Source organism: Cognatundibacterium curvum, assembly GCF_014284235.1.
Classification (GTDB): Bacteria; Pseudomonadota; Gammaproteobacteria; order Burkholderiales; family Burkholderiaceae_D; genus Undibacterium; species Undibacterium curvum.
Genome location: NZ_JACOGD010000012.1, coordinates 46,510 through 73,189, shown reverse-complemented (window position 1 = coordinate 73,189; position 26,680 = coordinate 46,510). Strand labels below are relative to the sequence as shown.

Below are 26,680 nucleotides of genomic sequence, written 5' to 3'. Positions count from 1 at the left end.
AAGTGCTCACATTTATTGACTGTTAATTGTTAAAGATCACAGAATATTGAATTCTTTTCTTGCCTGCCTTGCGGCGTTTGCTTCGAATCGTTTTGTTCGTCAGCAGCAGAGAAACGAGATTATGAAGCCTGGCCCGCTTTGTGTCAACACCCTCCGCCAAAAACTTCCTAAATTACTTTTCCTTGATTTGTTCTTTAGCTAAGCGCTCATCTGCAGCCAATACACGCAACTGTCGCTGCAAGGCCTTCGCCTCCTGACTGACACGACGAATTATCGGCAAATAGTCCCTGCGTTGATTCTTAGCTTGCTTGAGGCAATCGTTAACAAAGAATCGCTGGCGGCAGTCCCGTTCCGCATTCGTATACCAAGCCTGCAATTCCTGCTCCAAACGCTGGGTTTCATCAAGAGCGACAACTGCGACATCATTAGTGGTTATTGAATTCGCCGGGAAGTGTGCATTCAGAGTATTCACCTTTTCAGCAACTGATTTCAATTCATCGCTGACTGAAGCAACACAATGAAGCGAAGTCAAACCGGCGACAAGCAGTAGCGTTAAGGATGCACGATTAAGATAGACAGAAATACTCACATTCTTTCCTAAATAATAGAATTAACGACCTGGCGCTGATCAGCATCCATATATTCCTGCGATTGCATTTCTATGATGCGTGATACAGTGCGATGGAATTCATTGGACAGCACCCCTTGCGTATATAGCAGCTCAGGCGCTACTTCCGCGGAAATGATCAACTTCACCTTGTTATCGTAGAACACATCTATCAGCCAGGTGAAACGCCGCGCCTCAGAGGACATAGCAGCAGACATGCAAGGCACTGAGGATAAAATCACAGTATGAAAACGACTCGCTATTTCAAGGTAATCATTCTGAGAGCGCGGGCCGCCGCACAAGACCTGGAAATCAAACCAAATGATGCTACCAGCGCGACGCAGACATTTTAAGACGCGCCCTTCCACTTCTATCTTTGCATCCTCTTCGCTCGCATCTGACAACCGGGAGAACGCTACGCGCAAACTGGCATCGGTCTCAGCACCAAGCGGCGTCAGATAAGCCTGCACCTGCTCCAGCGCACGCTTGCGATAATCATTGCCAGAATCGACATTCAGCACATCGAGCTTTTCTTTCAACAGTGCGATGGTCGGCAACATTCTATCTCTATGCAAGCCATCCGGATAAAGAGTGTCCGGTTGATAGTTGGACGTCATGACGAAGGAGACGCCATTATCAAATAAGGCCTTGAGCAAGTTGTACAACAACATCGCATCTGCCACATCTGACACATGGAATTCATCAAAGCAAATTAAACGGTATTTTTTGGCGACACGTTTCGCCACCTCATCTAAGGGATCTGCGACACCTTTCAACTCATCCAGCTGGCGATGTACGCCGCGCATGAATTCATGAAAGTGCAAGCGGGTTTTACGAACCACCGGCACCACAGAAAAAAAACTGTCCATCAAAAAGGATTTACCGCGCCCTACACCGCCCCACATATATACGCCACGAGGCACTTCGGGTCGCGTCAAGAGTCGGGTGAATTTATTGGCGCGTTTCGCTTTATAGCCCACCCAGTCATCATATGCGACCTGGAGCCGCGCAACTGCATTGCGCTGAGCATCATCGGATTGAAAGCCACGCTCATCCAATGCCTTCTGATAAAACTCTTGTACATTCATAGTTAACAATTCGAACAAGCCACCTCACGCGAAGGCAGCGAAAACAAAAAATCCCGCCATACTGCTTATTTCCACAAGCACAGCGGGATATAGAGATAACAGGCAAACCGCTTAGTTTGCCGAATTATCAGAAGTTCAGGGAACGCTTATCAACTGCCAATGCCGCTTCCTTCGTTGCTTCAGACAAAGAAGGATGTGCATGGCAAATACGCGCGATATCTTCGGAAGAAGCACGGAACTCCATCGCCACCACAGCTTCAGAAATCAATTCAGATGCCATAGGGCCAACGATATGTACACCCAGAATTTCATCCGTGCTCGCATCGGCCAGGAATTTCACCATACCAGAAGTATCACCCAAGGCACGTGCACGACCATTTGCCATGAACGGGAAAGTGCCAGCTTTATAAGCAACGCCATCGGCCTTCAACTGCTGCTCGGTACGACCAACCCATGCGATCTCAGGCGAAGTGTAAATAACCCAAGGAATCGTGTTGAAATTGACGTGACCATGCTGACCGGCGATACGCTCAGCCACTGCAACACCCTCTTCTTCTGCTTTATGTGCCAGCATAGGACCGCGCACCACGTCACCAACCGCCCAAACATTAGGCAGATTAGTTTTGCAGTCGCCATCAACAGCAACGAAGCCACGCTCATCCAGCGCCAATCCGACTGCTTCCGCATTCAGGCCATTGGTATTTGGTGTGCGACCGATGGAAATGATCAGCTTATCGAATACCGCTTTGTGCTCAACGCCTTTATCATCAGTGTAGGCGACCGATACATCCTTGCCGGAATTGGCGATCTCACCAATCTTAACGCCCAGATTGATCGACAGACCTTGCTTAACAAACAGTTTGTGCGCTTCTTTAGCGATCTGCTCATCCACCGCGCCGAGGAAAGTTGGTAGCGCTTCCAGAACGGTGACGTCTGCGCCCAGACGGCGCCACACGCTACCCATTTCCAGACCAATCACACCGGCACCGATCACACCCAGCTTTTTAGGCACTTCAGTGATATTCAGAGCACCTTCATTGGACAACACGATCTGTTCGTCAAATGGTGTACCTGGTAATGCGCGTGCATTCGAACCGGTTGCGACGATGATGTGCTTACCTGTGATGGTTTCTTCTACTTTGCCAGCTACCTTGATTTCATAGCCAGCCGCATCCGCTTTAACGAAAGAGCCCAGACCGTGAAAGAAGCTGACTTTATTTTTCTTAAACAGATAAATAATACCGTCATTGTTTTGCTTCACGATCGTGTTTTTACGACCCAGCATTTTGGCGACGTCGATATTCAACTCGCCAACCTGAATACCGTGATCAGCAAACGCATGGCCGGCATGTTCAAAATGCTCGGAGGATTGCAACAAAGCTTTCGATGGGATGCAGCCTACGTTAGTACAGGTACCACCTGGTGCAGGGCCGCCCTTTTCATTGGTCCAGGCATCGATACAAGCCGTGGAAAAGCCCAACTGAGCAGCACGGATAGCTGCAATGTAGCCGCCAGGGCCACCGCCGATAACGACAACGTCAAATTGTTTACTCATGAAAATTCCTGACAATACAAAAATTAAATAATACTCAGCGCAAGAATCGCTACTCTTCCGGAATGAATATCCAGGCTAGCAAATAAGCGAGCAATCCCGCACCGAAATAGCAAGAAAAAAACACAAAGAGCAAGCGCCAGATCCAGGAATCCAGTCCTGTCGTGCGAGCCAGCCCGCCACAAATTCCGGCAAACCAGGCATCAGTCTTAGAACGTCTGAATTGATTCAGCTGCTGCAGCGAAGTATCTGCACCAAGACCAGTTTGCTGCCCCGCAGATTGCGAAAAAGCTTCTGCTTCCGAGGAAGACAGAAGCTTTGCTTTAGCAAGAGCGAACTCTGCATCAGTCAGTGCGCCCGACTGATGCAGATGATGCAAACGCTGGATTTCTTCAGCGATGCTCACAGTGCTTAGCTTACAGATCCAACAGCAAACGGGCAGGATCTTCAAGCGCTTCTTTCATCGCTACCAGACCCAGAACCGCTTCACGACCGTCGATGATACGGTGATCGTAAGACATCGCCAGATAGTTCATTGGACGCACAACGATCTGGCCGTTTTCAACAACAGCACGATCTTTCGTTGCATGCACACCCAGAATCGCAGATTGTGGCGGGTTAATGATGGGTGTCGACAGCATAGAGCCGAAAGTACCACCGTTAGAGATAGAGAATGTACCGCCAGACAGATCGTCCAGAGTCAGCTTGCCATCTTTAGCCTTGGCACCGAATTCACCGATTTTCTTTTCGATTTCAGCAATGCTCATTTGATCCGCATTACGCAGGATAGGCACCACCAGACCACGTGGAGAACCAACCGCAATACCGATATCGAAGTAACCGTGGTAAACGATGTCGTTACCATCTACCGATGCGTTCAGGATAGGGTATTTTTTCAATGCAGCGACTGCAGCTTTAACAAAGAAAGACATAAAGCCCAGCTTCACGCCGTGTTCTTTTTCAAACTTATCTTTGTACTTATTGCGCAATTCCATGACTGGCGCCATGTTGACTTCATTGAATGTCGTCAGAATCGCATTGGTCGATTGAGACTGCACCAGACGCTCAGCGATACGTGCACGCAGACGGCTCATAGGAACGCGTTCTTCAGGACGGTCACCCAGGTTGGCAACAGCAGGCGCAGCCACTTGTTGCAGCGCTGGCTTAGCAGCAACCGGCGCGGCCAAAGGAGCAACTGCAGGTGCCGCTTTACCGGCAACCGCTGCCAGTGCATCACCCTTAGTCACGCGACCATCTTTACCGGAACCATCAACCTGGCCAGCAGACAAGCCGTTTTCTGCCAAAATCTTTGCTGCCGCAGGCATCGCTACGCCAGCTGCGGATTTGGAGTCGGCAGGCGCTGCAGCTGCAGCAACCACGACCGGTGCAGCAGACACTTCCAATGGACTGACTTTTGCAGATGCATCGGTATCCAGAATCGCGATCACTTCGCCAGCAACAACGGTACTGCCGTCGCCTTTGATGATTTGTGTGATGACACCGGAATCAGGTGCTGGCAATTCCAGCACAACTTTATCGGTTTCCACATCCACCAGATTTTCATCGCGAGTCACTGCTTCGCCAATTTTTTTATGCCACGTCAGCAAGGTTGCCTCTGCGACGGACTCAGATAACTGAGGAACTTTTACTTCGATAATTGCCATTTTTTACTCTCCGTTACGGGTAGCCAAACGCTGCACCAGCTTCTGGTGCAGCGCCGCGTCATTATTTAGTCAGGACAAAGCCCTTCAGTTTGGAAAATGCTGTTTCCAGCAATGCTTTTTGTTGTGCGTAATGCTTGTCGTAGTATCCAACTGCAGGAGATGCACTGGCTGGGCGACCTGCGTAAGCCAGTTTTTGGCCTTCTTCAAGACTTTCAAAAATGTTGTGCTGAATCTGGAACCAAGGACCCTGATTCTGTGGCTCATCCTGAGTCCAGACCAATTCTGTCATATTCGGGAACTTTTTCAGCTCAGCTACGAAGCTCTTATGCGGGAACGGATACAGCTGTTCAACGCGGATAATCGCTGTGTCTGTCTGACCACGTTCTTTGCGGGCGTTGACCAGATCGTAGTACACCTTACCGGAGCAAGCGATCACGCGTTTCACTTTCTTCGCATCGATTTTCTCGTCAACTTCACCGATCACAGTCTGGAAGCTGCCTTTAGCCAGATCACTTAAAGGCGAACCTGCATCTTTGTTACGCAACAAAGACTTAGGTGTCATGATCACCAATGGCTTACGGAACTGGCGGATCATCTGACGGCGCAACAGATGGAAAATCTGCGCTGCAGTCGTAGGCTGTACAACTTGCATATTGTTGTCAGCACACAGTTGCAGGAAACGCTCAGGACGTGCGGAAGAATGCTCCGGACCCTGGCCTTCATAGCCATGCGGCAGCATCATGACCAGACCGGAAGCACGACCCCACTTCACTTCACCGGCACTGATGAACTGATCGATCACGACCTGGGCACCATTGACGAAGTCACCGAACTGCGCTTCCCAGATAGTCAGCGTATTTGGCTCTGCGGTCGAGTAACCGTATTCGAAGCCCAGAACAGCTTCTTCGGACAACACGGAGTCGATCACAGTAAATGGTGCTTGTTTGTCAGAGACGTTTTGCAGTGGGATGTAAGTACCGGAATCCCAACGTTCGCGGTTCTGGTCATGCAATACCGCGTGACGATGCACGAACGTACCGCGACCAGCATCCTGACCTGTGATACGGATAGGATAGCCAGATGCAACCAGCGATGCGAAAGCCAGATGCTCGCCCATGCCCCAGTCCAGATTGATCTCACCACGGCCCATTGCAGCACGGTCACCCAGTACTTTTTCGACCAGGCTATGTGGCTTAAAGCCTTCCGGCACAACAGTAATACGCTCAGCCAGACGCTTGAGTTCTGTCGCTGGAATCGCTGTATCAGCTGCATCAGTCCATTTGCGATTCAGGAAAGGAATCCAGTCAACCGCGTATTTATTTTTGAAGTTGGAGATCACCGGATCGTGCGTATGCTTACCAGCATCCATCGCATCACGGAAGGCTTTTACCATTTGATCGCCACCATCTGCAGGAATGGTACCCTGCGCAGCCAGCTTGTCTGCATACATCTTACGAGTACCAGGATGCTGACCGATTTTCTTGTACATCAGAGGCTGCGTCAGTGCAGGCGTATCCTGTTCGTTATGACCCAGTTTGCGATAGCAGATGATGTCAACAACGACGTCTTTCTTGAATTCTGTACGATAGTCCATCGCGATCTGCGTCGCCAGAACAACCGCTTCAGGATCATCCGCATTCACGTGCAATACCGGCGCTTCAATCATTTTCACGACGTCGGAGCAGTAAGTCGTGGAACGTGCATCACGCGGATCGGAAGTCGTAAAGCCAATCTGGTTATTGATCACGATATGCACAGTACCACCGGTGCCGTAACCACGGGTTTGCGCCAGATTCAGGGTTTCCATCACTACGCCCTGACCTGCAAACGCTGCATCACCGTGCACCAGGATAGGCAAGACTTGCGCGCCGTCTTTGTCGCCGCGACGATCCATACGTGCTTTAACCGAACCTTCAACCACCGGATTCACGATTTCCAGATGGGATGGGTTAAATGCCAGCGACAAATGGACCGGACCGCCTGGAGTCGACACATCGGAAGAGAAGCCTTGGTGGTATTTCACGTCACCAGCTGGCAGATCGTCACCATGTTTGCCTTCAAATTCAGCAAACAAATCTTGTGGCATCTTGCCCAGGGTATTCACCAGGACATTCAAACGGCCACGGTGCGCCATACCGATAACGATTTCCTGCACACCGCGCTCACCAGCGCGTTGAATCGTTTCGTCCATCGCAGCGATAAAACTTTCGCCGCCTTCGAGCGAGAAGCGTTTCTGACCAACATAACGGGTATGCAGGTAGCGTTCCAGACCTTCAGCTGCAGTCAGGCGATCGAGAATATGTTTTTTCTTTTCTGGTGTGAACGATGGCGTGGAACGGATAGATTCCAGCTTTTGTTGCAACCAGCGTTTTTCAGTAGGATCAGAGATGTACATGAACTCCGCACCAATAGAGCGGCAGTAAGTATCTCTCAGAGAGTTAATCAGATCACGCAAGGATGCAGTTTCAGATCCGAAATAGGTATTGCTGATATTGAACTGGATATCCATGTCCGCATCAGTGAAACCATAGAAGCTAGGCTCCAGTTCAGGAATACTTGGGCGTTCCTGACGTTGCAGCGGATCGAGGTTGGCCCAACGGCTACCCAGGAAGCGATATGCAGCGATCAGCTGTTGTGCAGCGACGCGCTTACGACCCATTTCTGCGTCTGCGGAAGCATTAACGGTGCGGATAGGGCCTTGTTTTGCACGCTCGGCAAAAGAGGCAACCACAGGTGCGTGGGCCACGTCAGGCTTGGAGGAACCATCAACCGCTGGTACGTGCTGCATCGCGTCGAAGTAGGCGCGCCAGTTTTCAGGAACAGAACCAGGATTATTCAGATAGGCTTCGTACAGTTCTTCTACATACGGCGCATTACCGCCGAACAAGTACGAGTTAGCGTTATATTGTTGCATCATCTTGCTCACCTTTCTTCGCGTTTCGCGAGATTAGCGGGTTAATCTAACCTTCCGCGACACGGCCTGACCGGTTAGCGGATTGCACATCAAGTTGTGGGGAAGGGCTTGTTTCAAACAGTTCTCGCTACGAAGTCAAAACACATATTGGGAACAACATACTTTTTGATTTTGAAACGAAAAAACATCTAAAATTTACATTCGAGCCGAAGCATAGCATATTTACCGAAGAAAAAAAAAGCGAGTCATACAGACTCGCTTTTTTATTTTCCGGCATGGATAAATAAAGATTAACGTTTATCCATAGGAGGCACATCACGGCGTGGGGAACCCACGAACAACTGACGTGGACGGCCGATTTTTTGCTCAGGATCAGAGATCATTTCTTTCCACTGAGAGATCCAGCCTACTGTACGCGCCAATGCGAAGATGCCTGTAAACAGTGCAGTTGGAATACCCAGAGCGCGCTGAACGATACCAGAGTAGAAGTCAACGTTAGGATACAGCTTACGGGAAACGAAGTACTCGTCTTCCAGAGCAATGCGTTCCAATTCCATCGCCAGTTTGAACAGTGGATCATCCTGCAGACCCAGTTCATTCAACACTTCGTAGCAAGTTTCACGCATCAGTTTCGCACGTGGATCGTAGTTTTTATAGACGCGGTGACCGAAGCCCATCAGCTTCACGCCAGAGTTTTTGTCTTTTACCTGAGCGATGAATTCAGGGATATTGTCTACGCTGCCGATTTCTTCCAGCATGCTCAGTGCAGCTTCGTTTGCACCGCCGTGAGCAGGACCCCACAGGCAGGCGATACCTGCCGCGATACATGCAAACGGATTCGCGCCAGAAGAACCAGCCAGACGAACTGTGGAAGTGGATGCATTTTGCTCGTGATCTGCATGCAAAATCAGGATACGGTCCAAAGCACGTACCAATACTTCATTGACTTTGTACTCTTCGCATGGCGTAGAGAACATCATGTGCATGAAGTTTGCGCTATAGGACAGGTCATTACGTGGATACACGAAAGGCTGGCCAATAGAATATTTATACGCCATCGCAACCAGGGTAGGCATTTTAGCGATCAGACGGATAGCCGACACTTCACGATGATGCTCATCATTGATATCCAGAGAATCATGGTAGAACGAAGCCAGCGCACCAACCGTACCCACCAGCACAGACATAGGATGCGCGTCGCGGCGGAAGCCACGGAAGAAGAATTGCATCTGTTCATGCACCATAGTGTGGCGCGTCACTGTGGAAACGAAATTTGCTTTTTCAGCAGCGTTCGGCAACTCACCATTCAACAACAAGTAGCAAGTTTCGAGGAAGTCACCGCCATTTACTGCGAGTTGTTCAATTGGGTAGCCACGATACAGCAACTCACCTTTGTCACCATCGATGTAAGTAATCGAAGAATTACATGCAGCAGTAGACATGAAGCCTGGGTCATAAGTGAACATGCCTGTAGAGCCGTACAACTTACGGATGTCGATTACGTCAGGACCGATCGATCCTTTGTAAATCGGCATTTCCAGCGATGGGGAACCATCGGAAAATGAGAGGGTTGCTTTTGTTTCGGAATTAGTCATGGCTCTTCCTTCAGATAAGAGGTGAGTCGTTAATCAAAAAAACACAAAAAAAATCATATCCCGTCAGGCGCTGCGCAGCCGGGCCAGCAAAGCGTGCACATGCGGCAGATCCACTTCCGCCTCAGGCTCCTTCTTTGCCATAATCAAATCCATCAGCACATTGTCAGACAATTCCATGAGACGACTGAAGGCATCCACCTCTTCATCGTTCAGACTTGTTTCATGCGCATCCAGAAAACGCGTCAATATCAAATCATTCTCTAACAAACCCCGGCGCGCGCGCCAACGCAGTCGCGCACGTTTTACCGGATCATCCTGATGGGAACCACCTGCCAGCTCAGACATAGTTACTTTCTTTTTTGATGCTTTCTATTTCATGCAGCTCTACACAAAGCTGCATGAAATAGAAGCGGGAAACCACCCGCCTCTATTTACATTAACGCTTAATTACCGATTAATTACCACTTAGACAGCGCGACGAACCATCAGCTCTTTAATCTTACCAATAGCACGGGTAGGATTCAGACCTTTAGGGCAGACATCCACGCAATTCATAATGGTATGGCAGCGGAACAGACGATATGGATCTTCCAGATTATCAAGACGCTCACCAGTTGCCTGATCACGGGAATCTGCAATGAAACGATATGCCTGCAACAAGCCGGCAGGACCGACGAACTTGTCCGGATTCCACCAGAATGAAGGACAGGAAGTCGAGCAGCAGGCGCACAGAATACATTCGTACAGACCATCCAGTTCTTCACGTTCTGCCGGAGTTTGCAGACGCTCTTTTTCAGGCGGAATGGACTCATTGATCAGGTAAGGCTTGATCGAATGGTACTGTTTGAAGAACTGCGTCATATCAACGATCAGATCACGGATCACCGGCAAGCCCGGCAATGGGCGCAACACGATAGGCTCGGTCAGCTCATTCAGGTTAGTAGTACATGCCAGGCCGTTTTTGCCATTGATATTCATCGCGTCGGAGCCGCAAACACCTTCACGGCAAGAGCGGCGCAAGGCCAGGGAATCATCTACGTCGGCCTTGATGCGTTGCAGCGCATCCAGCAACATCTTGTCTGTGTCTTGCAGAGTCACAGTCAGATCCTGCATGTAAGGCTTTGCATCCTTATCCGGATCGTAGCGATAGATTTTAAATTTCAGTGTACGTGCCATATCAATTTCTCTTTAGAAGGTACGAGCTTTTGGCTTGAAGGTCTCAACAGTCAATGGCTTGGTATTGACTGGCTTGTAGTCGAGGCGATTGCCTTCGGTGTACCACAAGGTATGCTTCATCCAGTTTTCATCATCACGTTTTTCGTAATCACGGTGAGCATGTGCTCCACGCGATTCTTTGCGGGCAACCGCAGAAGTGATGGTCGCTTTCGCGGTTTCGATCAGATTATCCAGCTCCAGTGCTTCTACACGTGCAGTGTTGAATACTTTGGATTTATCTTTGAAAGAAACGTGCTTGCAGCGCTCGTTAATTTCCATAATTTTCTGATAGCCAGTCTGCAGCAGCTCATCAGTACGGAACACACCGCAGTACTGTTGCATGGTGCTGCGAATCGCATTTGCCACGTCCTGCACGCGCTCAGAACCCGTTGAGGACTCGAGCTTAGCCAGACGGGACATTGCCTTATCAGCCGCATCGGCCGGCAAAGGCTTAAACTCTTTTGCCTTCAGGCTTTGTGCCACGATGTGGTTACCTGCCGCACGACCAAATACCACCAGATCCAGCAGAGAGTTTGTACCCAGACGGTTCGCGCCATGCACAGAAACGCAGGCACATTCACCAATCGCATACATACCATTAATGATCTGGTTAGAGCCATTACGGAAATCCACCACCTGGCCATGAATGTTGGTCGGAATACCGCCCATCTGGTAGTGAATGGTCGGCACCACAGGAATCGGCTCTTTAGTCGCATCCACGTTAGCGAATTTGTGACCAATTTCCAGAATCGATGGCAGACGTTTCTTGATGGTGTCCGCACCGATGTGACGCAGATCCAGCAATACGTGATCTTTATTTGGACCGCAACCGCGACCTTCTTTGATTTCCTGATCCATAGAGCGGGAAACGAAGTCACGTGGCGCCAGATCTTTCAATGTAGGCGCATAACGCTCCATGAAACGCTCACCCTGACTATTGATCAGGATACCGCCCTCACCGCGCACACCTTCGGTAATCAACACACCCGCGCCGGAAACACCGGTTGGGTGGAATTGCCAGAATTCCATATCCTGCAAAGGCAAGCCTGCACGTGCAGCCATACCCATACCGTCACCGGTATTGATGAAGGCATTCGTAGAAGCAGCAAAAATACGACCCGCACCGCCCGTTGCGAACAGCGTGGTTTTCGCTTGCAGCATCATAACTTCGCCAGTTTCCATTTCCAGCGCAACCACACCCAGCACATCACCATCCTGATCACGAATGATGTCGATCGCCATCCACTCTACGAAGAAATGGGTACGGGCACGTACATTACGCTGATACAGAGTGTGCAACAGAGCATGACCAGTACGGTCAGCTGCCGCGCAAGCACGCTGCACAGGCTTCTCACCCATATTGGCAGTATGACCGCCGAATGGACGCTGATAAATGGTGCCATCCGCATTGCGGTCGAAAGGCATACCGAAATGCTCTAATTCGTAGACCACTTTCGGTGCTTCACGGCACATGAATTCGATCGCATCCTGGTCACCCAGATAGTCGCCACCTTTGACGGTGTCAAACATATGCCAGTACCAGTTATCCTCGGACATATTGCCGAGCGATGCACCGATACCACCCTGCGCTGCCACTGTGTGGGAACGGGTAGGAAATACTTTAGACAGTACCGCGACATTCAGACCAGCCTCAGCCAATTGCAGCGAGGCACGCATACCTGAACCACCGGCACCGACGATTACCGCATCAAAACGACGGGTAGGAATTGTGGATTTAATTGCAGCCACGTTTATACTCTCCACAAAATCTGTGCTGCATAACCAGCACAAGCAACCAGCCACAAGATGGTGGCAACCTGAAATACCAGACGAACGAATACGTTACTGGTTACATAATCCATCCACACATCACGCAAACCAACCCAGGCGTGATACAGCAGGCAAACGATGACAGCAAAAGTCGCCATCTTGAACCATTGGTGAGCGAAAATACCCGCCCAGCCTTCGTAACTAAAATTACTGCCTGTCAGGAACAGAACCAGTAACAGCACGGTGTACAGCGCCATCACGATTGCCGTTACACGCTGCGCCAGCCAGTCACGCAGACCGTAATGTGCGCCGACAACGAGGCGTTTAGGGCCAATGTTGTTATTTGCCATTTTTAGAATACTCCAAACAATTTCAAGCCAATCAGCGCAGCCAGAGTCAGGCTGATCGCCAGCACACTTGCCGCAGATTTACGCGCAGTATGCTTATCGAGACCATAGTGTAAGTCCATGAACAAGTGACGGACGCCAGCGCAGAAATGGTGCAGATAGGCCCAAACCAGCGCCAATATCACCAACTTAACAAACCAACCGGAGGTCAGACTGCGGATTGCGTAAAACCCATACTCAGACGCCAGACTCTTATCGAGCAGACAGAGAATAAATGGCAGCAGAAAGAACATCAGCATGCCACTGATACGATGCAGAATAGAAACGACGCCAGCGAGTGGCAATCGGTACCCTGTCGCATCAACCAGGCGCATCACTCCGTGACGTCGCCCACTTTTCACTACTTCAGACATAAATAATCTCCCCATTAACTAGTCTGTTACACAAATCTTCTTATTTTCGCCGATTTGGTGCATTGCACCAAGAAAAACTTGAGTTGCACGAAAACATCACTATCTTAAACCGTTTCACGAGATCTCGCCGGAAGCGGCGCAAAACCGACATAAGCTTATATGTAGAATCAACTTAACTCATTGCGATAGTGATGGTGCTGAGTCAGATAAAGCCCACGCCTCAACTCAACCGGCTTATCACCGTAGGTATAAGAAACCCGCTCCACATTCAGCAAGGGAACCCCTGGCGACAACTGCAGCAACTCAGCCACTGCTGCATCTGCACAAACGGCACGTATCTGCTCCGAGGCGCGTATCATGTGCGTACCAAATTCCGTCTCAAACAAGCCATACATCGGCCCTTTGTACTCATTCAGACGCTCTGCAGTCAGGCCCTTAAAAATAGAACCGGGCAACCACAAATCATCCAGAATAGTGGGCACGCCGGAAAAGGACTGCACACGACGGATAAATACCACTGAATCGCCTGATTTAATTTCCAGCAAACGCGCCACCTCAGCAGGCGCACGCAAGCGCTTCACCTCAATGATTTTATTTTCGGGATAATGCGGCACACCTTCATCAGGGGCCAGGCGCAAAAACCGGAACTGAGCACGCGCCTCATGATGAGTCGCCACAAAGGTCCCCTTACCCTGCCGCCGCACCACCAGGTTCTCAGCAGAAAGCTCGTCAATCGCCTTACGCACCGTACCCTGACTGACTTTAAAGCGCGCAGCCAGCTCAATCTCACTCGGGATCAACTCACCCGGCTTCCACTCACCCGATTGCAGGCTCTGCGTAATTAAAGCCTTAATTTGCTGATACAGCGGACTGAAGGTAGGTGAATTACCGGCCGTCGACGCAGCAATACCCGAGCCAGAGCTCGCAGCATTGGCGGAGTAACTATTGGCATTTGGCGTAGTCGAAGTCATAGTCCGCAATTTCACCACAAAAGCACCCACTTCGTCCAGAGCAAACTGATAAGTGATATGTCTTATATAAGACATAAGATAGTGATTGACACAGCAGACCACAACACCTAAACTCCCGTACGATTAATCAGGCAGGGGCACAGGAAGTCTTACCCTACCGAGCAATATAGCGCGAAGACGTGCAATGTAAAGGCTGGAGACGATGATTCATATCAATTTCGGCTGACTGTTAGCAATTTCGGCAGTATCATTGCGCATTTGCACCCAGCCGCACGCTAGCAGCGGCAAAGTTGAACATCGTTTTTTTACCACTTCGGAGAAGCATCATGGCGAAATCCCCAATGCGCGTAGCGGTTACCGGCGCTGCCGGCCAAATCGGCTATTCCCTTTTGTTCCGTATTGCCAATGGCGATATGTTGGGCAAAGACCAGCCTGTCATCCTGCAATTGCTTGAAATCCCAGACGAAAAAGCGCAAAAAGCGCTCAAAGGCGTCATGATGGAAATCGACGATTGCGCATTCCCACTGCTGGCTGGCATGACTGCACACAGCGATCCAATGACAGCATTCAAAGATGCTGACGTCGCTCTGCTGGTTGGTGCGCGCCCACGTGGCCCAGGCATGGAACGTAAAGACCTGCTGGAAGCCAATGCACAGATCTTCACCGTACAAGGTAAAGCACTGGATGCAGTCGCATCGCGCAATGTAAAAGTACTGGTAGTCGGCAATCCTGCGAACACCAATGCTTACATCGCCATGAAATCTGCGCCTAGCCTGCCAGCGAAAAACTTCACTGCAATGCTGCGCCTGGATCACAACCGCGCACTGTCACAGATCGCTGCAAAAACAGGTAAAGCTGTTGCTGACATCGAAAAACTTTGCGTTTGGGGTAATCACTCTCCAACGATGTATGCAGACTACCGTTTCGCAACTATCGGTGGCGAATCTGTTAAAGACATGATCAACGACCACGAATGGAATAAAGACGTATTCCTGCCTACAGTTGGCAAACGTGGCGCAGCCATCATCGAAGCACGCGGCCTGTCTTCCGCAGCTTCCGCAGCAAACGCAGCGATCGATCACGTACGTGACTGGGTTCTGGGCACAAACGGTAAATGGACTACCATGGGCATCCCTTCTGATGGCTCTTACGGCATCCCTGAAGGCACCATGTTCGGCTTCCCAGTGACGACAGTCAATGGTGAATACACCATCGTCCAAGGTCTGGAAATCGACGAATTCTCCCGCGAGCGCATCAACGTCACTCTCAAAGAATTGCAAGAAGAGCGTGACGGTGTAAAACACCTCGTAGGTTAATCGTAATCAGGGCGACTTCAGCAATCGGGAAGTCGCCCAACTCCTTCTGCCCTCACCGACTGATGCATCCATCTCAAGTATTATTTCAAGACCAGCTGACTCCGGTTATGTTACCGGTATGCGATCATTATGCTGGCTCTGAAAAACTGATGCGCAAGTCGATGCAGCTACAGTCAGAACTGGGCCCCTGTTTCGATATCACGTTTGACTGCGAAGATGGTGCCGCCGCCGGCAATGAAGCCGCGCACGCCAGCCTGGTCGCACAACTGATCAACAGTGAAGACAACCGGTTTCAGCGCATAGGCGTCCGCGTTCACGACTTAGATCATACTGCCTTCAGCCAGGACTTACGACTGATACTGCCAGCAGCCGCGAAAAAACTCGCGTATCTGGTCTTACCAAAAGTCAGCTCAGCACGTCAGCTTGCAGAAGCAATCGCTGAAATCAATGATTACGCTGCACAGTCCGGTCGTACTGAATTACTCCCTGTCCATGCATTAATCGAAACGCATGATGCACTGGCGGATGTGATGGCGATTGCCGCCCTGCCGCAAGTGGAGTGTCTGTCTTTCGGCATCATGGATTTTGTATCTTCACACTACGGCGCAATACCGGGTGATGCCATGCGCAGCCCGCTACAGTTCAGCCACCCGCTGATCGTACGCGCCAAGCTGGAAATTGCCGCTGCCTGCCACCGTTATGGCAAGGTCGCTTCCCACAACGTCTGCACTTCGATTTCCGAACCTGCAGCCGCTGGTCAGGATGCAGCACAAGCATTTAACCAGCTGGGCTATACCAGAATGTGGAGCATCCACCCAAGCCAGATTACGCATATTGTCAACGCGATGTCCCCCACCGACACGGAAACGGAACTGGCTTGCGCCATCCTGCTGCAAGCCCGTGCCGCATCCTGGGGGCCGATACAATATGCAGGCCGCTTACATGACCGCGCCAGTTATCGTTACTACTGGACGGTGTTAAAACGGGCACAACTGAGTGCCAAAGAATTGCCTGCTCAGGCACACGTATTACTTGAAGGAGACTCTCAATGAAAGACTTAATGATTCGCGTAGCAGGATTGATGCTCGCAAGCGGACTTGCATGTGCGCCAATCGCTCACGCGACGACAGCTCCTGCAAAAAGCAAAGTGGCAGCAAAACCGGCAAAAGCAGCCAAGGAACCTGCTGCACCGGAAGTCAAAGATGAAGACGATATCGTGCCCGATATTACTGCGCATCGCAGCCTGGAATACAAATGCGAACTGGGTAACAGCCTGACGATGTACACCAACGCTGAAGATCCCGATCACGTTGCCCTGCGCTGGAAAAAGCAACTGTACCGCATGAAGCGCATAGAAACTTCTACCGGCGCCAACCGTTTTGAAAACCGTAAAGCTGGCTTTGTATTTATCGGCATCCCATCCAAAGGTTTGTTGCTGGATTCACGTAAAGGCCAACAACTCGCCAATGAATGCAAAACGACGGATCCGGAACTGGCAGAAACTGCTGCCGCGACACCTGCGGCCGGTGAAATGCAATCCCAGGTGAAATAAGCTGTACCGATTTTGTTTTAAGCCCTGATCAATGGACACTTCAACATCAGCATGATTCAGGGCCTTTCTGTAGTTAGCATGTTTTGATCGTTGATATTTGTAAAAATAAGGAACAGCCATGAGCCAAAATGCGTACCAAGATGCATTCAAAACCCTGAAAGATTTTAAGATTTCAGACACGAAGAAAGGCAAGTTCTTCTCTTTGCCAGCACTGGAAAAATCCCTGGGCGTTAAAATCTCCCGTTTACCAGTTTCTATCCGCGTGGTTCTGGAATCTGTTCTGCGTAACTGCGACGGCAAGAAAGTCACTGAAGAACACGTCAAGCAATTAGCCAACTGGGGTGCAACTGCAGCCCGCGTTGACGAAATTCCTTTCGTTGTTTCCCGCGTTGTTCTGCAGGATTTCACCGGCGTTCCTCTGCTGGCAGATCTGGCAGCGATGCGTAATGTCGCAGCAAAGCAAGGTAAAAACCCAAAAAACATCGAACCACTGGTTCCAGTTGATCTGGTCGTTGACCACTCCGTACAGATCGATCATTTCCGCGAAAAGAAAGCGCTGGATCTGAACATGAAACTGGAATTCTCCCGTAACAATGAACGTTATCAGTTCATGAAATGGGGTATGCAGGCATTCGACACATTCGGCGTGGTTCCTCCAGGCTTCGGTATCGTTCACCAGGTCAATCTGGAATACCTGGCACGTGGCGTACACAAGGTCAAAGACGCGAAGAAAAACGACGTTTACTATCCTGACACACTGGTCGGCACTGACTCCCACACCACCATGATCAACGGTATCGGCGTAGTCGGCTGGGGCGTTGGTGGTATCGAAGCAGAAGCCGGTATGTTGGGGCAGCCGGTGTATTTCCTGACACCTGACGTGGTTGGTGTCAACCTGACCGGCGCACTGCGTGAAGGCGTAACCGCAACCGATCTGGTACTGACTATCACTGAATTGCTGCGTAAAGCAAAAGTCGTTGGTAAGTTCGTTGAATTCTTCGGCGAAGGCACACGCTCCCTGTCCCTGACCGACCGCGCAACCATCGCTAACATGGCACCGGAATACGGCGCGACCATGGGCTTCTTCCCGGTTGACGAAGCAACTATCGATTACTTCAAAGGTACAGGCCGCACCAAGGCAGAAATCGACGCATTCGAAGGCTATTTCAAAGCCCAGAAAATGTTCGGCATCCCGAAAAAAGGCGACATCGACTACACCACAGAACTGTCCTTGGATCTGGCTACAGTAGCACCGTCCCTGGCAGGCCCGAAACGTCCTCAGGACCGTATCGAAATCGGCAATGTGAAATCCACTTTCGCTGATCTGTTCTCTAAACCAGTTGCAGAAAATGGCTTCAACAAAAACGCTGACGATCTGGCTAAAGAGTACACCAATGCAGATGGCATCAAAGTCAAAAACGGCGACGTACTGATTGCTGCGATCACTTCCTGCACCAACACCTCCAATCCTAGCGTCTTGCTGGCAGCGGGTCTGGTCGCGAAGAAGGCAGTGGAAGCTGGCTTGAAAGTACCTACTCATATCAAAACATCGCTGGCTCCTGGCTCCCGCGTGGTAACCAAGTACCTGGAAGCAGCTGGCCTGTTGCCATACCTGGAAAAACTGGGCTTCGGCGTGACCGCTTACGGTTGCACCACCTGTATCGGTAACGCGGGCGATCTGACTCCTGCGATGAACGAAGCGATCGTTGCTAACGATATCGTGGCAGCAGCAGTATTGTCTGGTAACCGCAACTTTGAAGCGCGTATTCACCCGAATATCCGCTCCAACTTCCTGGCATCGCCACCACTGGTTGTTGCTTACGCGATCGCCGGTAATGTCACCAAAGATCTGATGACAGAGCCAGTTGGCCGTGTCAAAGGCAAAGATATCTTCCTGGGCGACATCTGGCCTAGCAGTGAAGAAATCAACAAGCTGATGAAATTCGCGATGAACTCCAAAACGTTCAAAGAGAACTATGCGGATGTCAAAGGCGCACCAGGAAAGCTGTGGGAAAACATCAAAGGCGTGGCAGAAGGCGAAGTCTACAACTGGCCAACATCCACTTACATTGCTGAACCACCATTCTTTGCTGACTTCACGATGGAGCCAAAAGCAGCAGCAAATGGCATTTCCGGCGCGCGTGCACTGGGCGTATTCGGCGACTCCATCACCACTGACCATATTTCCCCAGCTGGCTCAATCAAAGAATCCAGCCCTGCAGGTAAATGGCTCAAAGAAAATGGCGTCCTGAAAGCGGACTTCAACTCCTACGGCTCCCGTCGTGGCAACCATGAGATCATGATGCGTGGCACCTTCGCCAACGTACGTATCAAAAACCTCATGATACCTGCACGTGAAGATGGTTCCCGCGTCGAAGGCGGCGAAACACTGTTCCAGCCAACTGGCGAACAGATGTCGATCTACGACGCAGCGATGAAATACATTGCTGAAGGCACACCAACCATGATCTTCGGCGGCGAAGAATATGGTACTGGCTCTTCCCGTGACTGGGCGGCAAAAGGTACGCAATTGCTGGGCGTGAAAGCAGTTATCGCCAAGTCGTTCGAGCGTATCCACCGCTCTAACCTGGTTGGTATGGGTGTATTGCCTCTGCAATTCCTGGGCAGCGACAGCGTTGACTCCCTGGGCATCACTGGCAATGAAACTTTCGACCTGAAAGGTATAGAAAGCGACATCAAACCACAACAGGAAGTCACACTGGTGATCACCCGTGCTAACGGTGACACGCAGGAAGTGAAAGTCCTGCTGCGCATCGATACACCGATCGAAGTGGACTACTACAAACATGGCGGTATCCTGCCATTCGTCCTGCGTCAATTGCTGTCTGCCTGATCGGCCTCAGCCATCAGTTAAAAAACCTCCGCGCTGCGGAGGTTTTTTTTCGCCACTACCATCAATGCAGCGCAAGGCTCTGACTAAGATGCAACTTAAGTCAGCACTCTAAAGATAAAAAATACGCCCATCAACATGCGCACAAAACGCATGTTTTCAAGATAACTACGCCAAATCCGACAAGCGCATGATCTCTGATAAATATGCTTTTTCAAGTTGCAAGGAAGCTGTAAGGAACTAAGGATAGTCTGGACTCATACGCTTGCAACACGGGTCGTTGCGAGTTAGAGCAATTGACAAACATCCTGATACGGAGACTATTATGTGGAAAATTCTTGTTGGTTTTATCGTTTTTGCAGCTGCTGCTTTGTTTTTGATTTTCAAAGCGGGTGATAAAGTCGATATGCAAGGCGAAGCAGGAGCCCACAATCCTACTGAAGTCCATTCGGCTTCAGCCAGCGCCAGTGCTGAAGCACCAGCGGTAACGGCACCAGCTGCTGCCGCATCCGATGCAACAGCGGCCAGCAAGTAAACGCCTATAACTGCGCCAGGGCCTGCTCCACGTCAGCGATCAGGTCCTGAGTATCTTCCAGCCCGACATAAAAGCGGACTAAATTACCCTTCTCTTTCCAACGATCCCGCATCTGCTCTATGCGATATGGAATACACAGGCTATGCGCGCCACCCCAGCTAAAGCCAATACCAAACAACTTCAGACTGTCGACAAAGCGGTCGGTCTGATCCTCACTGTAACGTGTATCAAACAGCACTGAAAACAAGCCTGCAGCACCATGGAAATCCCGTTTCCAAATATCGTGACCGGGACAAGAAGGTAAGGCGGGATGTAATACTTTGCGAATTTCCGGTCGTGTTTGCAACCAATTGGCCAACTCACGCGCACTGCGGTCATGCGCATCAAAACGTAATTTCATACTGGGTAAATTGCGTAACACCAAATAGACATCATCCATACCGACACCAAAACCCAGCCGCATATGTGTGGTCTGTAGTTTTTGGTACAAGGCATCATCACGCGTCAATACTGCGCCCATCAATACATCTGAACCGCCACTCTGGAATTTGGTCAGCGCCTGCATCACAATATCGACCCCGCGTTCAAACGCAGGAAAAACCAGACCAGCCGACCAGGTGTTATCGAGTGCAACCAGCACGCCACGCGCATGTGCAGCAGCGCAAATCGCTGGCACATCAGGCACCTCCATAGACACAGAACCTGGCGCCTCTACCCAGATCAGGCGCGTGTTATCGCGTATTAAATCTGAAATACCGGCACCGATTAGCGGATCGTAAAATCTGGCCATCACGCCATATTGCTTATGCATCCAGATCCCAAGATCACGATTCGGCCCATAAACATTGTCTGGCATCAGCACGTCATCACCCTGCTTCAGGAAACTGAAATTGACCAGACTGATCGCGGCCAGACCGCTGGGTACCAGGATGCAATGCTTGGCATTTTCAATTTCGGCGAGCTTAGCCTCCAGTGTAAAACTGGTCGGGGTACCATGCAGGCCATAGGTGTACGAATTTTTTTCCTGCCAGCTGCGCGCCCGCATCGCTGCTACGTCTTTAAACAACACCGTGGACGCATGGTGTATGCCGCAGGAAAATGCAGAAAATCCCTGTGGTGCCTGGTAGTCACTATGTAACAGCCGGGTATGGATTCCCAGATGATTTTGATCAAGCATATTAAGCCCCTTGTTTTCATCATTTGTTCGCCGGAGAAGTCCGGACATCCCTGCACCTTACCAGATTAGCAATGACCAACGCCCGTAATTGGACATCAATCTGTCTGATTGCAAAATGGCCTTACTTTTTTAAACCTAGTGTAGGTGATTTCCGCTTAAAATAAGTAAAACTTCGGCTCAAATTCTGGCTCATAGCCTTAGCACTTCTGAGAAAGATAATATTTACATCCTTCGTCCTTAAGCTATTCCCTGATTGACAGCACATTTCATCCCAGCCTTCGTGTATGCATCTTTTTCTTCTGCGAACCTGCACCACCATCTTGCTTGGCATCTGGTTCGCAACCTGCACTGAGAGCGCCTCAGCCATCACGAGAGTGACCTACCCGGCTGGAGAAACTGCAAATGATCCGCGCTATAACGACGTCATCGAAATTTTAATAACAGCGCTGGAAAAAACCCGCAACCGCAATGGTGATTACATTTGTCAGCCCAGTGCCATTGCGATGCCTAAAAAGAGATATCTGATGGAGCTGGCGCAAAACGAAAGAAGAATTAATATCGCATGGAGTCCCAGCACTGAGGCACTGGAACAGGAGTTTTCCCCTATTCGCATACCTTTACGTAAAGGCTTACTCGGTTACCGCATACTCATGATACGCAAAGATCAGCAGGCAAAATTTGATCGCGTACAGAATCTGGCAGACCTGACCGGTTTGAAGTTTGGCCAGGGCGTGGGCTGGGTGGATAATCAAATTTATGATTTCCATCATATACCCGTAGTCCAGGCACAGTATGGGCAATTGTTTAAAATGCTGGAAGCACAGCGCTTTGACGCATTTCCTCGTGGAGTTGGTGAGATCCTTGGGGAGATGGAGCTCAACCGGCATGAGCATCCCAATTTGACAATAGAAAAGAATTTGCTGCTGTATTATCCCTTTCCCTATTATTTTTTCTTTAATCATCAGGATAAAGAACTCAGGGAGCGGATTACTACGGGTTTGAATATCATGCAAAAAGATGGCAGCCTGGACGCCATCTTTCTCAAATATCATAAAGCGGCAATTGACAGTCTGAATCTGAAGAACCGGCGTCTGATCCGCCTAGGTAATCCCACATTGCCGAAAAGTGCCCCATTGAACGACGCCATGCTTTGGTATGTACCTGGCAAATGAGCTGGTCAGTCCCGGTGTAGTATTTGCCAGGGATCTGCGATGCCGCGCGGCGCCTAACGCGCTGCAGACCAACCCGGCATCACACCAGTAAATCGATATGCTGCATACTGCCAAGCTGACCATGCTCTCCCAGCCACAGGCCAGAAGCGCCTAACTTGCCCGCCAGCTTTTGGTCCGGCGTCGTCAGCAGTTTTTCAGTTGCGACCTGACCGAGGTATAAAGCCCCTACTCCTGCCTCCCGCAAACTCGTAAATTGCGACTTTCCTTGCGGACTGGAAGACAGTAAGCCCAACTCAGCAAACGCCGGATCAGCGGCATCTATCCATTGATTATGATCCGCATCAAGCTTAGCCAGTTCCGCGAAGCCATCGCCAGTCGCCGGGCCAAATAACTGCGAGCCCTGACTGATCTCGTCCGAGGGATGCTGACGACGTGCCAAATATGCGCCGTTATTCAGCATAGGTATCGCTCTTTGCTGACCATCATTGAATAAATCCAGATTTAATTTTTGCCCATTCAGGCTGACCGAATTTCCGGAAAAATTCAGCACCAGCGGATCTCGCATACCAGCTTCAGCACGTGTCCGGACTGTTCTGACCAACTCGGTTTCAGTCTGCAAGGCGAAAGAAAACTGGAATTGTATCGTCTGGTGATCTGCGGTCTGCACCTGACCGCTGGCTTCAAATTGCAAACTTGTAGTCTCCCGGATGGCAACCGTTTCTATCCGCTGACGAACACCCGGGGATGCCTGCGAGCCTTGACTGGAGCCGGAGTGTTGCTCCCCTGCCGCCTGCATGGGCTGGAGCAAATTCACTTCTTGCCCAAACATTTCACGCAACAACGCAATCATGGTCTGCAAATGCGGGTCAAGTGCAGAACTGCTCAACGCTGCCGCGCCTGCCTCAGCTTGCGCAAGTTGTTGCGCTGATTCGGAAATCTGAACCGTGGATGCAGCAAAAGTCTGTTGACTTTGCGTAGCCTGTGCACTGAAGCTGGCACCGTTGCGCCCTACCACTACTTCTGTGCGGCTGGAAGACTGGGTGGTGGCGAGCGCCACCTGCGAGGTAAGAATGTGCATCATAAGCTCCAGATGACCACCATGATCTGGAGTTACGGCAATATTGGCGAAAACTGTAAGGAAAACGAGGATATTTTAAAGAAACAGGATTATTGCAAAACAAAATCAGCAATAAAATCAAGCTAAAACTATTTAGCTATCGCTTGCCGAAGCATCCGCGGACTGCGTAGCTTGAGTACAAACTCCATACTTGTATTGCCATCGGCGGACAGCCAGCTTCCTGTCAACTGCCCCCCTTTGAGCTCAGCATCCCATTGCCCGGACACTTCCGTGCCGTCTTGCGATTCTTCCAGACTGATGCGATCACCAGCAAGCTCACCAGCCAGCAGTATGCGTTTAGCTGGCGTCTTACCGCTGGTATTCAGGGTGTAATATCCTTCCAGCCCATCAATTTCATCCTTTTTGGGACGAAGAAAGACATGCACGGCTTGCTTGCCCAGCATGCCGCTAAATTCCACGGCATGCTTGAGTACCGGATGCTGTACGGTAGCGGTGGCCGGAACAGATTCAGCCGCAGCGGCCTGCACTTGCGTCGCGTTTGCAGCAAGGTTGAGGCTTAAACTCAGCGATGCGCAGAAACGGCATACAGACGCCGCTGATACGACATGCTTCATCAAACCGCTTCACCCCATAAATCATGCGCATCTGCAGCAGTAATGCGAACATCGACAAATTCGCCAACCTTCAACTTACGATGTGGTTCAAATGGTGGCTTCACATAGACCACGCCATCAATTTCCGGCGCATCGGCTGCGCTACGACCAATACCGCCGCTACGATCCAGCGCATCGATCAGTACCCGCACGGTCTTACCAACTTTAGCCTGCAAGCGTTGTTTAGAGATTTCTTCCTGCAATTCCATCACGCGACGGCGACGGTCTTCACGTACATCATCTGGCAACTGATCAGCGATTTCATTCGCTGTCGCACCTTCTACAGGGGAGTAAGCAAAACAGCCGAGGCGGTCGATTTGCGCTTCTTTCAGGAAATCCAACAGATATTCAAACTCTTCTTCTGTTTCACCTGGGAAACCGGCGATGAAGGTCGAGCGTATGGTAATTTCAGGACACATCTCACGCCAGGCTTTGATGCGTTCGATATTTTTTTCACCACTGGCCGGACGTTTCATGCGCTTGAGCACATCGGGATGCGCATGTTGCAAAGGGACGTCCAGGTAAGGCAATACATGACCATTATTCATGAATGGAATGATCTGATCCACATGTGGGTAAGGATAAACATAATGCAGGCGCACCCAGGCGTCATATTGTTTAGCCAGTTCACCCAATGCCTCTACCAGTTGGGTCATATGGGTTTTAACCGGCTTGCCATTCCAGAAGCCAGTACGGAATTTCACATCCACGCCATATGCGCTGGTGTCCTGAGAAATTACCAACAGCTCTTTCACGCCCGCCTTGAACAGGTTTTCCGCCTCCAGCATCACGTCAGCAATAGGTCGCGAAACCAGATCGCCACGCATAGAAGGGATAATGCAGAAACTGCAACGGTGGTTACAGCCTTCAGAAATTTTGAGGTATGCAAAATGCTTAGGCGTGAGCTTTACGCCCTGAGCCGGTACCAGATCGATAAAAGGCTCATGCGGTTTAGGCAAATGCTTGTGGACGGCAGCCATCACTTCACCCACAGCGTGAGGACCAGTGACTTCTAACACCTTAGGATGGATAGACTGAATCATGTCCTTGCCATCAGCGTCCTTTTTAGCACCCAGACACCCGGTAACGATGACTTTGCCATTCTCGGCCAGTGCCTCACCGATAGCGTCCAGAGACTCCTGAACCGCAGCATCGATAAAGCCGCAGGTATTCACAATCACGAGATCAGCACCGTCATAGGACTTTGCGGTATCGTAGCCCTCAGCACGTAATTGAGTGAGGATTTGCTCAGAATCGACTAAGGCTTTCGGACAACCCAGACTAACAAAGCCCACTTTAGGGCTGGACGCGGCGTCCTGACGACGGATTTCAGTGATAGACATAAATGCTTTAAAAACAAAAAAGGTACAAGAGCGAATCCGCTATTGTACCTGTTACCGCATTTTTTTACCCGTTCAGACGCTGTTTTTCCTGAAAAATCAGCAGCTTAACCACTGACTCAGGTGTATTATTTTTTATTCTGATCTTCAGGATTAAAAGGAAATGCATTAAACATATTCTTGGCCTGACTCTGCATCTGCTCCTGCATTTGGATGAACAGGTGTTTGCTTTGTTCAATATAGTTACCCATCATGCCCTGCATCATCGGACCCTGAACATTCATGAACTGAGTCCACATTTCCGGGCTAAAAGGCTTACCTTCGTAAATACCTTTGGAATTTTCCGCCAGCTTATTCTGAATATCGATAAAAGCCTGCACGTTCTTTTCCAGATACGATCCCATCATGCCCTGCATAGCATGACCGTAATAACGGATAATCTGCGACAGCACGGCACTGGAGAACATAGGCTGACCACCGGCCTCCTCTTCCAGAATAATCTGCAAGAGTATGCTGCGGGTTAAATCCTCACCGGTTTTTGCATCGACCACTGCAAAATCATCGTTTTCCAATACAAACTGCTTTACATCCACCAAGGTAATGTAGCTACTGGTTTGCGTGTCATACAAACGACGGTTAGGGTATTTCTTGATCAGGTGCTGCGTGGTTTTTTTTGCGCTGTTCATTGAAATCTCAAGTAATAAAACGATTTCCGGACATCTGTTACGAGACCGGATTTGACTCAGCAAGCAGAGTAGTCGCCACATCGCAGCTCACTCTGTTTGTCCCCTAAAATTATGATTCTTATAAAAAATGAATTTTTTAATCAGGCTTATCCTACACCAAAGCGCCGGATCAGCCTGCATGACA

The 26,680-nt window shown here is 50.1% G+C and carries 24 protein-coding genes; 6 read left to right on the top strand and 18 right to left on the bottom strand.

The annotated features are described in order from the left end of the window. Nucleotides 1-172 precede the first annotated feature (172 nt). From H8K43_RS17970 to H8K43_RS17910, 13 genes are all read right to left on the bottom strand, one after another. A complete protein-coding gene (locus H8K43_RS17970) occupies nt 173-589 on the bottom strand; it encodes a hypothetical protein (RefSeq protein WP_186905129.1) in 417 nt (138 codons plus the stop codon). Nucleotides 590-597: 8 nt separating this feature from the next. Continuing rightward, nucleotides 598-1,695: a cell division protein ZapE gene (gene zapE / locus H8K43_RS17965; protein WP_186905128.1), complete on the bottom strand. Its 1,098-nt coding sequence runs from the start codon at nt 1,693-1,695 to the stop codon at nt 598-600. A 127-nt stretch (nt 1,696-1,822) separates the two neighbouring features. Then, nucleotides 1,823-3,250 carry a dihydrolipoyl dehydrogenase gene (gene lpdA / locus H8K43_RS17960; protein WP_186905127.1) on the bottom strand — a complete coding sequence of 476 codons (1,428 nt, stop codon included), beginning with the start codon at nt 3,248-3,250 and terminating at the stop codon, nt 1,823-1,825. Between the two features lie 49 nt (nt 3,251-3,299). Beyond that, on the bottom strand, nt 3,300-3,653 hold the full coding sequence (locus H8K43_RS17955) for a PspC domain-containing protein (protein ID WP_186905126.1): 354 nt from the start codon (nt 3,651-3,653) through the stop codon (nt 3,300-3,302). Nucleotides 3,654-3,663: 10 nt separating this feature from the next. Then, nucleotides 3,664-4,911, bottom strand: coding sequence for a 2-oxoglutarate dehydrogenase complex dihydrolipoyllysine-residue succinyltransferase (odhB, locus tag H8K43_RS17950; protein WP_186905125.1), 1,248 nt, complete (start codon nt 4,909-4,911; stop codon nt 3,664-3,666). A gap of 61 nt (nt 4,912-4,972) precedes the next feature. After that, nucleotides 4,973-7,828 carry a 2-oxoglutarate dehydrogenase E1 component gene (locus H8K43_RS17945; protein ID WP_186905124.1) on the bottom strand — a complete coding sequence of 952 codons (2,856 nt, stop codon included), beginning with the start codon at nt 7,826-7,828 and terminating at the stop codon, nt 4,973-4,975. Nucleotides 7,829-8,115: 287 nt separating this feature from the next. Then, nucleotides 8,116-9,420 (bottom strand): citrate synthase, encoded by a 1,305-nt coding sequence (gene gltA, locus H8K43_RS17940; protein ID WP_186905123.1) that lies wholly within the window; start codon nt 9,418-9,420, stop codon nt 8,116-8,118. A 63-nt stretch (nt 9,421-9,483) separates the two neighbouring features. Beyond that, nucleotides 9,484-9,765, bottom strand: coding sequence for an FAD assembly factor SdhE (locus H8K43_RS17935; protein ID WP_186905122.1), 282 nt, complete (start codon nt 9,763-9,765; stop codon nt 9,484-9,486). Nucleotides 9,766-9,885: 120 nt separating this feature from the next. Further along, entirely contained in the window at nt 9,886-10,596 is a 711-nt protein-coding gene (locus H8K43_RS17930) for a succinate dehydrogenase iron-sulfur subunit (RefSeq protein WP_162020853.1), read from the bottom strand. Nucleotides 10,597-10,608: 12 nt separating this feature from the next. Further along, nucleotides 10,609-12,384: a succinate dehydrogenase flavoprotein subunit gene (sdhA, locus tag H8K43_RS17925; protein ID WP_186905121.1), complete on the bottom strand. Its 1,776-nt coding sequence runs from the start codon at nt 12,382-12,384 to the stop codon at nt 10,609-10,611. A gap of 2 nt (nt 12,385-12,386) precedes the next feature. Then, on the bottom strand, nt 12,387-12,755 hold the full coding sequence (sdhD, locus tag H8K43_RS17920; protein WP_186882404.1) for a succinate dehydrogenase, hydrophobic membrane anchor protein: 369 nt from the start codon (nt 12,753-12,755) through the stop codon (nt 12,387-12,389). A gap of 2 nt (nt 12,756-12,757) precedes the next feature. Then, nucleotides 12,758-13,165 carry a succinate dehydrogenase, cytochrome b556 subunit gene (sdhC, locus tag H8K43_RS17915; RefSeq protein WP_408058296.1) on the bottom strand — a complete coding sequence of 136 codons (408 nt, stop codon included), beginning with the start codon at nt 13,163-13,165 and terminating at the stop codon, nt 12,758-12,760. A gap of 167 nt (nt 13,166-13,332) precedes the next feature. Further along, a complete protein-coding gene (locus H8K43_RS17910) occupies nt 13,333-14,136 on the bottom strand; it encodes a GntR family transcriptional regulator (RefSeq protein ID WP_230404091.1) in 804 nt (267 codons plus the stop codon). A gap of 326 nt (nt 14,137-14,462) precedes the next feature. On the opposite strand from H8K43_RS17910, the gene H8K43_RS17905 reads away from it, so the two are divergent. From H8K43_RS17905 to H8K43_RS17885, 5 genes are all read left to right on the top strand, one after another. Further along, nucleotides 14,463-15,452: a malate dehydrogenase gene (locus H8K43_RS17905; protein WP_162020858.1), complete on the top strand. Its 990-nt coding sequence runs from the start codon at nt 14,463-14,465 to the stop codon at nt 15,450-15,452. 62 nt (nt 15,453-15,514) lie between these two features. Further along, complete coding sequence (locus H8K43_RS17900; protein ID WP_186905119.1) at nt 15,515-16,504, top strand: HpcH/HpaI aldolase/citrate lyase family protein; 990 nt, start codon at nt 15,515-15,517, stop codon at nt 16,502-16,504. Beyond that, nucleotides 16,501-17,004, top strand: coding sequence for a hypothetical protein (locus H8K43_RS17895; RefSeq protein WP_186905118.1), 504 nt, complete (start codon nt 16,501-16,503; stop codon nt 17,002-17,004). The genes H8K43_RS17900 and H8K43_RS17895 overlap by 4 nt, the downstream gene beginning before the upstream one ends. A 118-nt stretch (nt 17,005-17,122) precedes the next feature. Further along, nucleotides 17,123-19,858, top strand: a complete 2,736-nt coding sequence (acnA, locus tag H8K43_RS17890; RefSeq protein ID WP_186905117.1) for an aconitate hydratase AcnA — start codon at nt 17,123-17,125, stop codon at nt 19,856-19,858. Between the two features lie 322 nt (nt 19,859-20,180). After that, the gene (locus H8K43_RS17885; RefSeq protein WP_186905116.1) at nt 20,181-20,390 is read left to right on the top strand and encodes a hypothetical protein; all 210 of its coding nucleotides are present in this window, start codon (nt 20,181-20,183) and stop codon (nt 20,388-20,390) included. A gap of 4 nt (nt 20,391-20,394) precedes the next feature. Here H8K43_RS17885 and H8K43_RS17880 read toward each other — a convergent pair whose 3' ends face one another. Then, nucleotides 20,395-21,567 (bottom strand): cystathionine beta-lyase, encoded by a 1,173-nt coding sequence (locus H8K43_RS17880; protein ID WP_186905115.1) that lies wholly within the window; start codon nt 21,565-21,567, stop codon nt 20,395-20,397. A 284-nt stretch (nt 21,568-21,851) separates the two neighbouring features. On the opposite strand from H8K43_RS17880, the gene H8K43_RS17875 reads away from it, so the two are divergent. Next, complete coding sequence (locus H8K43_RS17875; RefSeq protein ID WP_186905114.1) at nt 21,852-22,739, top strand: type 2 periplasmic-binding domain-containing protein; 888 nt, start codon at nt 21,852-21,854, stop codon at nt 22,737-22,739. A gap of 79 nt (nt 22,740-22,818) precedes the next feature. On the opposite strand, the gene H8K43_RS17870 is transcribed toward H8K43_RS17875, so the two are convergent. From H8K43_RS17870 to phaR, 4 genes are all read right to left on the bottom strand, one after another. Then, nucleotides 22,819-23,820, bottom strand: a complete 1,002-nt coding sequence (locus H8K43_RS17870; RefSeq protein WP_186905113.1) for a hypothetical protein — start codon at nt 23,818-23,820, stop codon at nt 22,819-22,821. A 125-nt stretch (nt 23,821-23,945) separates the two neighbouring features. Beyond that, complete coding sequence (locus H8K43_RS17865) at nt 23,946-24,431, bottom strand: hypothetical protein (protein ID WP_186905112.1); 486 nt, start codon at nt 24,429-24,431, stop codon at nt 23,946-23,948. After that, nucleotides 24,431-25,813 carry a 30S ribosomal protein S12 methylthiotransferase RimO gene (gene rimO / locus H8K43_RS17860; RefSeq protein ID WP_186905111.1) on the bottom strand — a complete coding sequence of 461 codons (1,383 nt, stop codon included), beginning with the start codon at nt 25,811-25,813 and terminating at the stop codon, nt 24,431-24,433. Before rimO ends, H8K43_RS17865 begins: the two co-directional genes overlap by 1 nt. A 125-nt stretch (nt 25,814-25,938) precedes the next feature. Then, nucleotides 25,939-26,496: a polyhydroxyalkanoate synthesis repressor PhaR gene (gene phaR, locus H8K43_RS17855; RefSeq protein ID WP_162020867.1), complete on the bottom strand. Its 558-nt coding sequence runs from the start codon at nt 26,494-26,496 to the stop codon at nt 25,939-25,941. Nucleotides 26,497-26,680: the final 184 nt, after the last annotated feature.

Bases quoted from the DNA above. Each gene is read 5' to 3' on its own strand.
- H8K43_RS17905 (WP_162020858.1), top strand. From the start codon at position 14,463: ATGGCGAAATCCCCAATGCGCGTAGCGGTTACCGGCGCTGCCGGCCAA.
- odhB (WP_186905125.1), bottom strand. From the start codon at position 4,911: ATGGCAATTATCGAAGTAAAAGTTCCTCAGTTATCTGAGTCCGTCGCA.
- H8K43_RS17870 (WP_186905113.1), bottom strand. From the start codon at position 23,820: ATGATGCACATTCTTACCTCGCAGGTGGCGCTCGCCACCACCCAGTCT.
- H8K43_RS17880 (WP_186905115.1), bottom strand. From the start codon at position 21,567: ATGCTTGATCAAAATCATCTGGGAATCCATACCCGGCTGTTACATAGT.
- H8K43_RS17865 (WP_186905112.1), bottom strand. From the start codon at position 24,431: ATGAAGCATGTCGTATCAGCGGCGTCTGTATGCCGTTTCTGCGCATCG.
- acnA (WP_186905117.1), top strand. From the start codon at position 17,123: ATGAGCCAAAATGCGTACCAAGATGCATTCAAAACCCTGAAAGATTTT.
- phaR (WP_162020867.1), bottom strand. From the start codon at position 26,496: ATGAACAGCGCAAAAAAAACCACGCAGCACCTGATCAAGAAATACCCT.
- sdhD (WP_186882404.1), bottom strand. From the start codon at position 12,755: ATGGCAAATAACAACATTGGCCCTAAACGCCTCGTTGTCGGCGCACAT.
- H8K43_RS17930 (WP_162020853.1), bottom strand. From the start codon at position 10,596: ATGGCACGTACACTGAAATTTAAAATCTATCGCTACGATCCGGATAAG.
- H8K43_RS17945 (WP_186905124.1), bottom strand. From the start codon at position 7,828: ATGATGCAACAATATAACGCTAACTCGTACTTGTTCGGCGGTAATGCG.
- H8K43_RS17885 (WP_186905116.1), top strand. From the start codon at position 20,181: ATGTGGAAAATTCTTGTTGGTTTTATCGTTTTTGCAGCTGCTGCTTTG.
- lpdA (WP_186905127.1), bottom strand. From the start codon at position 3,250: ATGAGTAAACAATTTGACGTTGTCGTTATCGGCGGTGGCCCTGGCGGC.
- H8K43_RS17895 (WP_186905118.1), top strand. From the start codon at position 16,501: ATGAAAGACTTAATGATTCGCGTAGCAGGATTGATGCTCGCAAGCGGA.
- H8K43_RS17935 (WP_186905122.1), bottom strand. From the start codon at position 9,765: ATGTCTGAGCTGGCAGGTGGTTCCCATCAGGATGATCCGGTAAAACGT.
- sdhC (WP_408058296.1), bottom strand. From the start codon at position 13,165: ATGTCTGAAGTAGTGAAAAGTGGGCGACGTCACGGAGTGATGCGCCTG.
- H8K43_RS17875 (WP_186905114.1), top strand. From the start codon at position 21,852: ATGCATCTTTTTCTTCTGCGAACCTGCACCACCATCTTGCTTGGCATC.
- gltA (WP_186905123.1), bottom strand. From the start codon at position 9,420: ATGACTAATTCCGAAACAAAAGCAACCCTCTCATTTTCCGATGGTTCC.
- rimO (WP_186905111.1), bottom strand. From the start codon at position 25,813: ATGTCTATCACTGAAATCCGTCGTCAGGACGCCGCGTCCAGCCCTAAA.
- zapE (WP_186905128.1), bottom strand. From the start codon at position 1,695: ATGAATGTACAAGAGTTTTATCAGAAGGCATTGGATGAGCGTGGCTTT.
- H8K43_RS17910 (WP_230404091.1), bottom strand. From the start codon at position 14,136: ATGACTTCGACTACGCCAAATGCCAATAGTTACTCCGCCAATGCTGCG.
- H8K43_RS17900 (WP_186905119.1), top strand. From the start codon at position 15,515: ATGCATCCATCTCAAGTATTATTTCAAGACCAGCTGACTCCGGTTATG.